Here is a 13823-nt window from a genome sequence, read left to right on the forward strand (position 1 = left end):
AAGGCGTAGGGCGAAGGGGGTATATTCCGTCCAAAGTCTATTTCCCCTTCCCTACTTTTATTTTTTAATTCAAGAAACCTATTTTTTCAAGATCTCTTTTGAGCGAAGAATATTCATCATCGCCAAACGGTGTGACGGGCAGACGACACCGGCCGCAATCAACACCTATTAAATTCATTATTGCTTTTCCTCCACGTACACCTCCTCCGTATTTAATTATTATTTTTACTATTTCAATCGACTTCTGCTGCATCCGGCGAGCAGTACAGATATCACCTTCCTTGAACGCATCAAAAAGATTCTGATATACAGCAGGTAAATAATTGTAGGTACTACCAACACCGGCAACGGCTCCTAAAGCCAATCCGGCAATCAGAATTTCATCGTATCCATGCAGCACTTCGAATTCTCCATTATTGAGTTCCAAACATTCACCCATCTCCATCAGGTTATTGTGTGTGAATTTTGTTCCAACCAGATTAGGCATCGTTTTCTTTCCCTCTATAAGAAAAGAGGGAACCGAAAGAGATACTCCCGTCATAGACGGCATATTATAATAATAGAAAGGAAGATCGGGAGCACTTTGAGCAATTGGAGTAAAAAAGTCCACCAGATCCTTTACCGAAGAGGGTTTAAAAAAACAGGGAGCCATAGCGGCAAAAGCATCAGCTTCCACCTCTTGTGCATGCCGAGCCAGCTCCATAGCTTCCAATTGGCAGTTACTACCCACATGCGCAATCACCTTGAAGCGTTTCCGGGCAGACTTTATCCACTGAGCAAGAATAGCTTTACGCTCACCCGTAGTCAGTGAATGAGATTCTCCTGTGGTTCCACAAACAAATACACCTGCCATTCCTGATTCAGCCATCAGGTCGGCGTATTTGTCTATAACAGAAAGATTGATATCTCCCCGCGCATCCATAGGAGTAAAAGTGGCGGCAACCATTCCTTCCAAACGTTGATAATGTTTCATTTTATTATTTAATTAGATATTAATAAGAATAAGGAATCTCTGATTGGAAACCCATTTCTCAGTGTCGATAACAAAGGTATAAAATGGCTGCGCAGCTACAATAAATGGTTATTTACCCGGTTACCTGCAATAAAAGAACGGCCATCCTCCAGATATTCCCCAAGGGAATGCTAAAATTCTGTTTGACTTCTTGCAATCCCCCCGATTATTCGTTAACGATTCTACGTTTCATAAAAATCTTGTATACGGCAAAATGTTTCTCAAGCGCCTTTCTATAACCGGCCTCATCATGTTTTTCCAAAAAGCCGAGAAGGTCAGCGTGAGTTACCAATTCTCCCCGCTCTTTTATCTCTATATTAATAGGTTCGAGCAACTCTTTGAATTTGTCTTTCACAAAAACCATCACGGGATGGATGATCTCCTGAAATTCACGGATAGTGGCATTACCGGTTATCTCATAAAGTTTAGCATGAAAAGTAAATTCACTGATAGGGGCATATTCATTGTTCTCAAAAGCGATTCCCAACCGGACAATCTCCTTCAGTTCAACAATATCTTCCGGAGTTATATTCTGGAAAAGATCACTGCAAATTCCCAATTCCAAAGCAATCCTGAAACCTAAAAGATCAAACAGGGAATGCTCACTCAGAATGCGAGGATCGACAACCCGCTTCATGCCTCCAAGGATAGAAGGTTCGGTCAGAATCATTCCCCGCCTGGTACGTGTCTCGATCATCCCTACCATTTTCAATCGGCTGAGGGCCTCCCTCAGCACACTACGTGCCACACCCAAAGCAGCGGCCAGTTCCATCTCATTGGGAATGGCATCTCCTGCCCGCAGATCTTTGGTTCTAAAATAAGTAAGTAGGTTATCTTCGACCTGATCGACCAAAGTTATCGCCTGACCATGTAGTTTTAATGTATCCATAGTATAACAATTCAGTTTAGTTAAAATAAGATTAATCTTATTTGTCTGACAAATAAAAGAAGTTTTTAGGAGAAAAACTAGCATCTTAAGAACTGAAACGTCCCATTTAGCAAACATTAACAAAGACAAGCCTATATACTATATTATAAAGGCCATTTATAGTCATAAAAGCACAAATTGGGAATATAAACACATAAATCACAAAAAAAAGTTTGTTTTTTATTTGCGTTTAAGATAAAAGCATTAATTTTGCCTCAGATTTAAAACAAAAAGAAAATAGATCTGATGAACGTATTCACTTTTACATATTACTTCTTTTTTTACTTTTACTTTAGCCAGAAAGTAGAGCGGGAGTTTGTATGTATCAAGTGACAGGGTGCTTAAGAACTGAAATTAAGAGAAACTAATAATATGAATCCCGCTCCGACATGGACGCGGGATTTTTTTATACCATATACTCAATAGGAATGAAAAGAATAGCAATTCAAGGAACACTGGGCTCGTATCACGATATAGCCGCACACAAGTACTTCGAAGGAGAAGAGATAGAATTAATCTGTTGCGCCAACTTTGAAGATGTGTTTGCTGCCATCCGGAAAGATAGTCAGACCATCGGGATGCTGGCCATTGAAAACACGATTGCAGGAAGCCTGCTGCACAACAACGAATTGTTGCGCCAAAGCGGCACACAAATTATCGGCGAATACAAATTACGCATTTCGCATAGCTTCGTTTGCCTGCCCGAAGAGGACTGGAATGACATTACCGAGGTGAACTCTCACCCGATTGCCCTGATGCAATGCCGGGAGTTCCTGAACCAACACCCACGTATCAAAGTGGTAGAAGCCGAAGATACGGCTTTGAGTGCCGAAATCATCAAACGGGAAAACCTGAAAGGGCACGCCGCCATCTGTTCCCGTGCCGCTGCCGAACGCTACGGAATGAAGGTACTGCAGGAAGGCATCGAAACCAACAAACACAATTTCACCCGTTTTCTGGTAGTGGCAGATCCGTGGCAGGTGGACGAGATACGAAAGCAAAACACCGTTCTCAACAAAGCAAACATCGTTTTCACTCTCCCCCACTCCGAAGGAAGTCTCTCACAGGTTCTGTCTATTCTATCTTTTTATAATATCAACTTAACAAAAATACAATCGCTCCCTATCATCGGACGGGAATGGGAATACCAGTTTTACGTAGATGTAGCTTTCAACGATTACCTGAGATATAAACAATCGATTACAGCAATCACTCCATTGACGAAAGAACTTAAAATATTAGGCGAATATGCAGAAGGAAAATCAAACGTATAAGGTAGCGCCGGCCGACAGACTGGCCGGTGTAAGCGAATACTACTTTTCGAAGAAACTGAAAGAAGTGGCACGGATGAACGCAGAAGGTAAAGATGTAATCAGCCTGGGAATCGGAAGCCCGGACATGCCTCCTTCGGAACAGACCATCGAAACGCTATGTAATAATGCTCACGATCCGAACGGACACGGTTATCAACCGTATGTGGGTATACCGGAACTTCGCAAGGGTTTTGCCGACTGGTATAAACGCTGGTATGGAGTGGAACTGAATCCGGCAACAGAAATTCAGCCGCTGATCGGATCAAAAGAAGGCATCTTGCACGTGACACTCGCTTTTGTCAATCCGGGAGAACAGGTACTGGTGCCCAATCCGGGATATCCCACCTACACTTCGTTAAGCAAAATACTGGGTGCCGAGGTGGTGAACTATAACCTGAAAGAGGAAGACGGATGGATGCCGGACTTCGATGAACTGGAAAAGATGGATCTGAGCCGCGTGAAACTGATGTGGACCAACTATCCGAACATGCCTACCGGTGCCAACGCTACTCCGGAACTGTACAAACGCCTGGTGGAGTTTGCCCGCCGCAAGAACATCGTGATTGTGAACGACAATCCGTACAGCTTTATCCTGAACGATAAGCCGATCAGTATCCTGAGTGTGCCGGGTGCCAAAGAATGCTGTATAGAATTCAACTCCATGAGTAAAAGTCACAATATGCCGGGATGGCGTATCGGCATGCTGGCTTCGAACGCAGAGTTTGTACAATGGATTCTGAAAGTGAAAAGCAACATCGACAGCGGAATGTTCCGTGCCATGCAACTGGCAGCTGCCAAAGCACTTGAAGCGGATTCGACCTGGTACGAAGGCAACAATGTAAACTATCGGAACCGTCGTCACCTGGCCGGCGAGATTATGAAAACGCTGGGATGCACGTACGACGAAAAGCAGGTGGGCATGTTTCTCTGGGGAAAAATCCCCGCAAGTTGCGCCGACGTGGAAGAACTGACAGAGAAAGTGCTGCAGGAGGCCCGCGTCTTCATCACTCCTGGATTTATATTCGGAAGCAACGGAGCAAGATACATCCGCATCTCTCTCTGCTGCAAAGACGCCAAGCTGGCAGAAGCGCTGGAACGAATCAAATCAATAATGAAATAACAACTAAACGAATTAGATCGATATGGAACTCGAATCAATCTTATTGCCGGGTGTGGAAGATAAACGCCCGATGGTAATAGCCGGCCCTTGCAGCGCCGAAACAGAAGAGCAAGTAATGTCAACAGCTACCCAACTGGCAGCCAAAGGAGTAAAAATCTTCCGTGCGGGAATCTGGAAACCGCGCACCAAACCGGGAGGTTTCGAAGGAATCGGTGTGGACGGACTGGCCTGGCTGAAAGAGGTGAAAAAAGAAACCGGCATGTACGTATCTACCGAGGTAGCCACCGCCAAACATGTGTACGAATGCCTGAAAGCGGGTATCGACGTACTCTGGGTAGGAGCACGTACCACTGCCAATCCTTTTGCCGTACAGGAAATAGCCGATGCACTGAAGGGAGTAGACATTCCTGTACTGGTTAAAAACCCGGTAAACCCGGACCTGGAATTATGGATCGGTGCTTTGGAACGCATCAACAACGCCGGACTGAAACGTCTGGGAGCCATCCACCGCGGATTCAGCAGCTACGACAAGAAGTTATACCGCAACTTGCCTCAATGGCACATTCCTATCGAATTGCGCCGCCGCATACCCGAACTACCTATCTTCTGCGATCCGAGCCACATCGGCGGAAAGCGCGAACTGGTAGCTCCTCTCTGCCAGCAGGCTATGGACCTGAACTTTGACGGATTGATTGTAGAAAGCCATTGCAACCCGGACTGTGCATGGAGCGACGCTTCACAGCAAGTGACTCCGGACGTACTGGACTATATCCTCAACCTGCTTGTCATCCGTAAAGAAACGCAGACAACGGAGAATCTGAACGTATTGCGCAAGCAGATTGACGAATGTGATGACAACATCATACAGGAATTGGCAAAACGTATGCGCGTAGCACGCGAAATCGGTACTTACAAAAAGGAACACGATATCACAGTGCTTCAGACCGGACGTTATAACGAGATTCTTGAAAAACGAGGTGCTCAGGGCGAACAGTGCGGCATGAGTGCAGAGTTTGTGAAAGTGATCTTCGAAGCCATCCACGAAGAATCGGTTCGTCAACAGATGGAGATTATCAATAAATAGCAAATCATTCATATTATGCGAATTCTAATTTTGGGAGCCGGCAAGATGGGCTCCTTCTTTACTGACATACTAAGTTTCCAGCACGAGACGGCCGTGTTCGACGTCAACCCGCATCAGCTTCGGTTTGTATACAACACCTACCGCTTCACCACTCTGGAGGAGATCAAGGAGTTCGAACCGGAACTGGTGATCAATGCTGCCACAGTGAAATACACGCTGGACGCTTTCCGCAAAATTCTGCCGGTTTTGCCCAAAGACTGTATCCTGAGTGATATTGCTTCGGTAAAAACCGGATTGAAGAAGTTCTACGAAGAAAGCGGATTCCGTTATGTCTCCACTCACCCGATGTTTGGCCCTACTTTTGCCAGCCTGAGCAATCTGAGCAGCGAAAGCGCCATCATCATCAGTGAGAGTGATCATTTGGGGAAAGTATTCTTTAAAGACTTATACAATAGCCTGAACCTGAACATCTTCGAATATACTTTCGACGAGCATGATGAAACAGTGGCTTACTCCCTGTCCATCCCGTTTGTTTCGACATTTGTTTTTGCAGCTGTCATGAAGCACCAGGAAGCTCCGGGAACCACATTCAAAAAGCACATGGCCATTGCCAAAGGGCTGCTGAGCGAAGATGACTACTTATTGCAGGAAATCCTGTTCAATCCGCGCACACCGTCACAAGTGGAGAACATCCGCACAGAGCTGAAACAACTGCTTGAGATCATCACCAACAAAGATGCGGAGGGAATGAAAAAGTACCTGACGAAGATACGAGAGAAAATTAAATGATAATCTTTATCATAAGTATGAGGGGATGTCATCATTCATCACAGACATCCCCTCTCCTTTCTTTTCTAATTCGCGGGATAAGCAAAATGTCAAAATGATAATAAGAAGCGCCCAGTTTTCATTCTTTAGCCCCAAGGGAAAGGCAAGAAGGAAAAAACGGCTCTAATTCATTTTTCCTCCGATCCGATTGATCGCATTTATCGATATAAGAAGCATATTGAGCAGTAAAGGGTTCTTTCTGTATCATATCATCCACCCGGAAGCAACGGGAGTATCTTTCTGGCAGAAAAGAAAGCTCCGTATCAGCCAAGCAACCGGAAAGAAATACGGAGAAAAATCCGTCCTTAAACAGAACAATATATGTAATCATGGAAAACATATAGAGATATTTGAAAAAGAAGTAATCATTTTCGGGAAATGCTTACGTCTTTCGGGGAGAATGCTTACGTCTTTTCCCAAAAACACAAGCTCTTTTTACCCTGAACACAAGCTCTTTCTACCCCAAAGCCCGGCTCTCCGACCCCAAAAGGCCGCCATTTTGCACTTTCTTCCTCCGGTTGGCAAGAAAAAGATCGGGCACTCGTCAGACTAACCCCCTATTTAGTAACTTTTTAATGCGAAACAGCGCGTACAGAGATCATTAAGTAAGCGGCAGATATATCGGCAGGTCCTGTCGAATCCACTGAAAAGTCATTTGATTATCCAAGAAATATCACGTACATTTGCATCCGCAAGGAGATAAAACAATGATAGATCAGGCAACCATAGACCGTATACTCGATGCCGCACAAATCGTAGAAGTGGTTTCGGACTTCGTCACGCTGCGCAAACGCGGTGTGAACTACGTGGGACTTTGCCCTTTCCATAACGAGAAAACTCCCTCGTTCAGCGTGTCTCCCTCCAAGGGACTTTGCAAGTGTTTCAGTTGCGGCAAGGGCGGCAACGCGGTGCACTTCATCATGGAACACGAACAGATGTCCTATCCCGAGGCACTCCGCTACCTGGCCAAGAAGTATAACATAGAAATCAAGGAACGGGAGCTGACCAATGAAGAGAAAGAGGTGCAAAGCAACCGCGAAAGTATGTTCATTGTCAACAACTTCGCCCGCGACTACTTTCAGAATATCCTGAAAAACCATATAGACGGACGCAGCATCGGACTGGCTTATTTCCGCCAACGGGGTTTCCGTGACGATATTATTGATAAGTTCCAGTTGGGTTTCAGCACCGAGGGGCGCGATGCACTGGCACAGGAGGCATTGCGCAAAGGGTTCAAACAAGAGTTCCTGGTAAAGACCGGACTCTGTTATGAAACGGACGACCATAAGTTGCGCGACCGCTTTTGGGGACGTGTCATGTTTCCCGTTCACACGCTTTCGGGCAAAGTGGTTGCCTTCGGCGGACGTGTGCTCAGCACGGAGAACAAGAAACTTGCCAAGTACGTCAACTCTCCCGAATCGGAAATCTATCATAAAAGCAACGAACTATACGGCATCTACTTTGCCAAGCAGGCCATCGTAAAGCAGGACCGCTGCTTCCTTGTGGAAGGATATACGGACGTTATATCGATGCACCAGTCGGGAGTAGAGAATGTGGTGGCCTCGTCCGGTACTTCTCTTACACCGGGGCAGATCCGGTTGATCCACCGTTTCACCAACAACATCACGGTGCTTTATGACGGTGATATGGCGGGCATCAAAGCTTCTATCCGGGGGATCGACATGCTGCTCGAAGAGGGAATGAATATCAAAGTATGCCTCTTACCCGACGGAGACGACCCGGACTCTTTTGCACGGAAGCACAACGCTACGGAGTTTCAGAACTTCATACAGGAACACGAGACGGACTTTATACGCTTCAAGGCACAACTGCTGATGGAGGATGCCGGCAAGGACCCGATGAAACGTGCCGAGCTGATCAACGACATCGTACGCAGCATTGCGGTGATTCCCGAAGCCATCGTCCGGGATGTGTACATCAAGGAGTGCGGGCAGTTGCTGCGGATAGAAGATAAGTTACTGGTATCCGAAGTGGCCAAGCGCAGGGAACTTCAGGCCGAGAAGGGGAATAAACCCATAGCCTCCAATAATGCCCCGACGCCGCAACCGGGCGAAATGCCTCCTCCTTTCCCTCCCGAAGAAATGGAGGCAGACACCTACCAATCGTTCATCCCACAGGAAGGTAAAGAGGGACAAGAGTTTTATAAATACGAGCGCCTGATTATTCAGATGATTGTGCGCTATGGAGAGAAGGTGATGTGTAACTTAACGGATGAAGAAGGCAACGAAGTCCCGGTCACCGTTGTCGAGTATGTCATCAATGACCTGAAGGAGGACGAACTGGCTTTCCATAATCCCCTCCACCGCCGTATCCTCTCGGAGGCCTCCGAACATATCCACGATCAGGAGTTCGCTTCCGAACGCTTCTTCGTGGCGCACCCCGATCCGAAAATCAGTACGATAGCCACCGAACTGGCGAGTGACCGGTATCAACTGAGCAAGTATCACTCCAAAACACAGAAGTTGGTGACGGATGAAGAACGGCTGTACGAGATGGTCCCGATGCTGATGATTAACTTCAAGAACGCCATTGTCGCAGAAGAGCTGAAGCACATCATGTATGCCCTGCAAGATCCTTCGATTGCGAATGACAACGCCCAGTGCGACGCTGTCATGCAACGGTACAAGGAGATGAAGGAGATACAGAATCTGATGGCCAAACGACTGGGCGACCGGGTGGTGCTGCGCTGACCATCCGATTCCGCTCTTTCATAATTTCCCGTCCTTAATCTTTCGTTTCGCTCCCCCACCAGTCTGCATTAGGCTTGAAATCTTTGCCTAACTGCTTCTTGCGGGTAGCTTCCAAGGTTTTCATCATTCTTTCGCGAGTCTTTTTCTTATAGAGAGCCTCCGCTACCGGATTGTATTGAGGATCGAGTTCAGGATATCTGGCCCCTACCTCAGTCAGCCATACAGACAGCTTCTTACTCAAGAACTCCACCTTTTCGGGATATTGCACATTCAGTGGTTCCGACTCGGTTTCGTCTATCCGCAGATTATAAAGTTCATCCCTGCCGTCTTCGTAATAATGAATCAGCTTCCAGTCGCCTTGCCGTATGATGGAAGAAGGTTCGCCACCCTGATTGCCATAATGAGGATAATGCCAGTATAAAGCACGCTCGGGGATGCTCTTGCCCTGTAACAGAGGAAGCAGGCTTACACCGTCCTGATGTTGGCCGGGCATTAATGGGATGCCTGCCATATCGAGAAAAGTAGGATACAAATCGGCACCGGTGACAGGCACCACGCACGAATCTCCCTTTAAAGTATTACCCGGAAAATCGATAAATAACGGTACGCGTATTCCACCTTCCCACTGCCGCCCTTTTCCGCCGCGAAGAGGGTAGTTAGAGGTAGCGTATGCATCGCCCGAAGACACTCCGCCATTATCACTGGTGAACACAATAATCGTATTTTCATCCAAACCCAACTCATGCAGTTTGGCAAGCACCACTCCCACGGCATCGTCCATCTGCTGTATCAGTCCGGCATATATGGGATTATCCTGCTGCAAACGTACAGGCAATGTACGATCTACTTCGAACCCCATCGGAGCGATCCCCATCGAATCTGCTTTATTCCGGAAATGCCTCCACTTGGCTTCAGTGGTCTCAATCGGCGCATGCACAGCATAGAAAGAGAGAAAAGCAAAGAAAGGCTGCTTTTTATTCCGGCGGGTATGGGTTTCGATAAACGACGCTGTCTCGTGTGCCAGACGCATGGATAAATTCTCACCATCCGGTCCTTCTTTCATTTTCGGATTGCCATAGGGAGCAAAATAGCCGCCGGGATAAGGACCTCCCGCTTCATGCCCGCCTATATTGATATCGAAACCATGATCTTCGGGATAAGAACCCTCACCTCCCAAATGCCATTTGCCGGCCATAAACGTTTTATAACCGTGGGCTTTCAATGCTTCGGGCAGAGTAATATCTTCTTTGGGCAATTGCCATACGTATTGGGCCGGAAGAAGCTTGGAATGTCTTCCCATCTTGCGCCACTCTTCTCCACTTCCTTCACCGATCCAATTGGTTATTCCGTGGCGGGCGGTAAACTTGCCTGTCATAATGCTGGCACGGGAAGGACTGGACACCTGACAGGCTGCATATCCTTGGGTAAACCTCACGCCATTACGGGCGATTCCATCGATATTGGGCGATTCATAATAACGGCTGCCCGTACATGCCAGATCTCTCCAGCCAAAGTCATCAGCCAGAATAAATAAGATATTGGGCTGCTTGGAGGAACGTGCCTGCTCGGCGGCATTTCCGCCAACAGTCAACGCAGTGGCTAACAATGATAAGGTAACGAATTTCATATCTGTTATATTTTAAGTACAAACGATTATTTATTTTCAAAAGAGTCGGAATCCTTCACAGGAGAAACATAGTGGGGATTATCAACAGGCATTCGGGCACCGACCTCCTTATACCACAAATATAGTTTCTTCCTTAGTCCATCTGCTATCTCAGGGTATATTTGTGACAGGTCTTTCTCTTCGGATTCGTCCTGAATCACATTGTACAACTCGACGTGATGGTCTTCAAAAAACTCAATAAGCTTATAATCCCCCTCACGTATAGCCGCAGAAGGCCGACCACCCAGTCCACCGCTATAATGAGGATAATGCCAGAATAAGGAAGGTCTGGACAGCCGTCCGCCCTGTAAGACGGGTTTCATGGAAACTCCGTCCACGTGTTGTCCGGGCAGTAGAGGCAATCCGCAAAGATCGAGCAAAGTCGGATAATAATCCGTACCGATGATCGGAGTATCCGAAACCTGTCTTCCTTTCAGGTGTCCACTCCACCGGATGATGGCAGGCACTTTGATGCCTCCTTCGTACAAATATCCTTTTCCGGCACGCAAAGGCAGATTGGAGGTCGGGATATTACGAGTAGTATTGCTGGTGGCCATTCCCCCATTATCGGACGTAAACACAACAATGGTGCGTTCATCGAGTCCCGACCGATGCAGGGTATCTAACAGGCGTCCTATGTTTTCGTCCAGGCTCTCGACCATCGCGGCATAAGCCGGAATGTCCTGCACAAGTTTATGATACGTCTCTCCTTTTTTCACAAAAGATGAATCCGCAGGAACCGCCCGGCTCAACTTTCTCCGGTATTTGGCTATCTTTTCCGCTTTTGCCTGTAAGGGCAGATGAACCGTATAATAGGACAGATAGACAAAGAACGGCTTTTCCTTAGGCTCCGAGATATAACGGATCACTTCATCAGTCAGGCGATCCGTCAGATACTCTCCTTCGGGACCGTCTTTCAGTTGTGGATTACCATAAGGCGAAAAATATCCTTTGGAGGGATGCCCCGTATTATTTCCTCCGATATTAATATCAAACCCATTCTGCTCAGGATAGTATTCGGCAGACTCGGCCAGATGCCACTTGCCTGCCATAAAGGTAGAATATCCGTTCTGCCTGAAGGCCTCGGCCATCGTTATTTCGTCTTTCGACAGATGGAGATTGAACGGCAAAGAAGCCAACCGCTGATTCTTATGAGGACCGTACGCCCGGTCTCCGGGAATATAGTCGGTCAGGTTGATCCGGGCAGGGTATTTACCGGTCAACAGAGCAGCCCGGGACGGCGACGAAACCGGACATGCGGCATAGGATTGAGTAAAACAAACTCCTTCTCTTGCCAGCTTGTCGATATGAGGAGTTTCATAGAAACGGCTTCCGGTACAACTCAAATCCTTATATCCCAAATCGTCTGCATAAATGAAGATCACATTGGGATGCGGTTGTTTGTCGGTCTGTGCATCAGAGGTAACAGTGCAAATGCCACATGCAATTGGTAAAATCAGTCTTTTCATGTTTCCATTTTTTTATAAGACCATTCAAAAGAGGAGCGCTTGACGAACGCTCCTCTCCAAACAATCACTTTACCAGAAACTAATTACCAATTAGGATTCTGCTTCAAATTCGGATTCAGCGAAACTTCGCGCAGCGGCAAAGGGAAAAGATAATCTTTCGAACTATCAAACGTACGGCTTTCGGCATTCTGTACCAATATGAAACCGTTCTTATCCAGAATGACATCTTTACCGGGAACTGTGGACGGATAGAGTTCCGGATCGAACTTGGCACCCAAGATAGCGGCAGGCAACTCCGTTTCTGCCGTTTTCCAACGAATGATATCGTCATAACGGAACGATTCGGCGGCAAGCTCCACTCTGCGCTCACGGCGAATCTCATCACGCATGCTTAACCCGTGTTCTGCTACAAAAGCATTGGTCAGATCCGGCAGCCGGTTAGGATCTCCCTCGAAACGATTACGGAGTGCATTGACAGAGAGGTTCAAGTCTTCATCGGAAATCCGGTCGTCCAGTTCGAAACTGGCTTCGGCAAAGGTCAGCAATACTTCTGCATAACGAATCAGAATCTCATCAATCCGCGACTTCATGTTAGAGTAAGACTCCTCGTCGCCATACTTCTTAAACATATATCCGGTACGTGTCTGGCTCGTGAGATTAGGCACAAACGGTTTGCCTAAAAAAGGATCGCCGGGTTTCCAGATAGTCAATGCCATGCGAGGATCACGATTCTCGAACTCTTTTCCCGCAGGAAGATATTCCACCCGGTAGGCCGACTTCTCAAGAGGAAGTCCGTCTTTGCAAAGAAAAGCATCAGCCAATACCTTCGTCGGACTATGAGACAAGTCGGCTATTGTAGCACGGATACGGGGATTGTACGTATCGGCTTCGGCAGAATAACGAAATGACAGAATATGTTCATTCGAATCTTCGCCCGGAAGCAAAAACAGATTACGGTAATCGGCGTACAGCGAATATTCTTTAGAGTCAATCAGTCGCTTGCTGGCTTCTTTAGCTATTTGAAGATAGCTCTTATACTCTCCGCTACCATGAAACTTATTCCAGGTACCGATATAAAGCGCCACACGGGCAAGCATGGCTTGAGCGGCTCCTTTAGTCAAACGTCCTACATCTGTAGGCAACTTACTTTTCAGTGGAATATGTGTTTCGGCAAACTCCAGGTCTTCTATGATGCCTGCAATCACTTGCTCTTTGGGTACACGCGGTCCCATCAGCTCTTCCGAGTCCATATCGAGTGTACGCAATACGTATGGAACATCTCCAAACCGCTTCACCAGATTGAAATAGAAATATGCCCTGAAAAAACGGGCTTCACCTGCATAACGGTTCTTTGTGGCCTCACTCACCTCAGCTTTCTCATAATTCTCCAGAAAATTATTAGCATGTCGTACCTGTTTATAGGCTGTGGTCCATATCCCATCAGTATTGCCTGGAGCGTGTGTTCCGGAACTTACCAGGTTTCCTACATTGGCAAAACCGTCGGCACTCTGATTATCCAGCGTATAAGAACGGTTCATATTCTGGTAAAACACGTTCGCTGCCAATCTTAAATCTTCTTCCGACTTCCAGAAGCTGCCGGGAGACAAATTTGTTTTAGGTTCACGATCCAAGAAATCGTTACAGCTGCAAAGAATTACTACGCTTAACAAAAAAAGATATATATTTTTCATC

Annotated in this window: 10 protein-coding genes; 5 read left to right on the forward strand and 5 right to left on the reverse strand. The window is 46.8% G+C overall.

The window, feature by feature from the left end:
- Positions 1 to 64: 64 nt before the first annotated feature.
- Both BF9343_RS17920 and BF9343_RS17925 read right to left on the reverse strand, forming a co-directional pair.
- The gene (locus tag BF9343_RS17920) at positions 65 to 973 is read right to left on the reverse strand and encodes a dihydrodipicolinate synthase family protein (RefSeq protein WP_010993541.1); all 909 of its coding nucleotides are present in this window, start codon (positions 971 to 973) and stop codon (positions 65 to 67) included.
- Between the two features lie 205 nt (positions 974 to 1178).
- The gene (locus BF9343_RS17925) at positions 1179 to 1901 is read right to left on the reverse strand and encodes a FadR/GntR family transcriptional regulator (RefSeq protein WP_005791100.1); all 723 of its coding nucleotides are present in this window, start codon (positions 1899 to 1901) and stop codon (positions 1179 to 1181) included.
- Positions 1902 to 2368: 467 nt separating this feature from the next.
- Between BF9343_RS17925 and BF9343_RS17930 the strand changes: the two genes are divergently transcribed.
- From BF9343_RS17930 to dnaG, 5 genes are all read left to right on the forward strand, one after another.
- Positions 2369 to 3214 carry a prephenate dehydratase gene (locus BF9343_RS17930; RefSeq protein ID WP_010993542.1) on the forward strand — a complete coding sequence of 282 codons (846 nt, stop codon included), beginning with the start codon at positions 2369 to 2371 and terminating at the stop codon, positions 3212 to 3214.
- Complete coding sequence (locus BF9343_RS17935) at positions 3189 to 4373, forward strand: pyridoxal phosphate-dependent aminotransferase (RefSeq protein WP_005791102.1); 1185 nt, start codon at positions 3189 to 3191, stop codon at positions 4371 to 4373. Before BF9343_RS17930 ends, BF9343_RS17935 begins: the two co-directional genes overlap by 26 nt.
- A 22-nt stretch (positions 4374 to 4395) precedes the next feature.
- Positions 4396 to 5457, forward strand: coding sequence for a bifunctional 3-deoxy-7-phosphoheptulonate synthase/chorismate mutase type II (locus tag BF9343_RS17940; RefSeq protein WP_005791103.1), 1062 nt, complete (start codon positions 4396 to 4398; stop codon positions 5455 to 5457).
- Between the two features lie 15 nt (positions 5458 to 5472).
- On the forward strand, positions 5473 to 6246 hold the full coding sequence (locus BF9343_RS17945) for a prephenate dehydrogenase (protein ID WP_005791104.1): 774 nt from the start codon (positions 5473 to 5475) through the stop codon (positions 6244 to 6246).
- Between the two features lie 746 nt (positions 6247 to 6992).
- Positions 6993 to 8996 carry a DNA primase gene (gene dnaG, locus BF9343_RS17955; RefSeq protein WP_005802118.1) on the forward strand — a complete coding sequence of 668 codons (2004 nt, stop codon included), beginning with the start codon at positions 6993 to 6995 and terminating at the stop codon, positions 8994 to 8996.
- A gap of 34 nt (positions 8997 to 9030) precedes the next feature.
- On the opposite strand, the gene BF9343_RS17960 is transcribed toward dnaG, so the two are convergent.
- The 3 genes from BF9343_RS17960 to BF9343_RS17970 form a co-directional block, all read right to left on the reverse strand.
- Positions 9031 to 10623 (reverse strand): sulfatase, encoded by a 1593-nt coding sequence (locus BF9343_RS17960; protein WP_010993544.1) that lies wholly within the window; start codon positions 10621 to 10623, stop codon positions 9031 to 9033.
- A gap of 26 nt (positions 10624 to 10649) precedes the next feature.
- The gene (locus BF9343_RS17965) at positions 10650 to 12131 is read right to left on the reverse strand and encodes a sulfatase (RefSeq protein ID WP_005802117.1); all 1482 of its coding nucleotides are present in this window, start codon (positions 12129 to 12131) and stop codon (positions 10650 to 10652) included.
- An 83-nt stretch (positions 12132 to 12214) separates the two neighbouring features.
- Positions 12215 to 13822, reverse strand: a complete 1608-nt coding sequence (locus BF9343_RS17970) for a RagB/SusD family nutrient uptake outer membrane protein (RefSeq protein WP_010993545.1) — start codon at positions 13820 to 13822, stop codon at positions 12215 to 12217.
- Between the last annotated feature and the right edge of the window lies 1 nt (position 13823).

The organism is Bacteroides fragilis NCTC 9343, from assembly GCF_000025985.1.
GTDB classification, from domain to species: domain Bacteria; phylum Bacteroidota; class Bacteroidia; order Bacteroidales; family Bacteroidaceae; genus Bacteroides; species Bacteroides fragilis.

Excerpts from the sequence above, each read along its gene's own strand:
- BF9343_RS17935 (WP_005791102.1), top strand. The coding sequence starts at position 3,189 with ATGCAGAAGGAAAATCAAACGTATAAGGTAGCGCCGGCCGACAGACTG.
- BF9343_RS17965 (WP_005802117.1), bottom strand. The coding sequence starts at position 12,131 with ATGAAAAGACTGATTTTACCAATTGCATGTGGCATTTGCACTGTTACC.
- BF9343_RS17970 (WP_010993545.1), bottom strand. The coding sequence starts at position 13,822 with ATGAAAAATATATATCTTTTTTTGTTAAGCGTAGTAATTCTTTGCAGC.
- BF9343_RS17945 (WP_005791104.1), top strand. The coding sequence starts at position 5,473 with ATGCGAATTCTAATTTTGGGAGCCGGCAAGATGGGCTCCTTCTTTACT.
- BF9343_RS17920 (WP_010993541.1), bottom strand. The coding sequence starts at position 973 with ATGAAACATTATCAACGTTTGGAAGGAATGGTTGCCGCCACTTTTACT.
- BF9343_RS17940 (WP_005791103.1), top strand. The coding sequence starts at position 4,396 with ATGGAACTCGAATCAATCTTATTGCCGGGTGTGGAAGATAAACGCCCG.
- BF9343_RS17925 (WP_005791100.1), bottom strand. The coding sequence starts at position 1,901 with ATGGATACATTAAAACTACATGGTCAGGCGATAACTTTGGTCGATCAG.
- BF9343_RS17930 (WP_010993542.1), top strand. The coding sequence starts at position 2,369 with ATGAAAAGAATAGCAATTCAAGGAACACTGGGCTCGTATCACGATATA.
- BF9343_RS17960 (WP_010993544.1), bottom strand. The coding sequence starts at position 10,623 with ATGAAATTCGTTACCTTATCATTGTTAGCCACTGCGTTGACTGTTGGC.
- dnaG (WP_005802118.1), top strand. The coding sequence starts at position 6,993 with ATGATAGATCAGGCAACCATAGACCGTATACTCGATGCCGCACAAATC.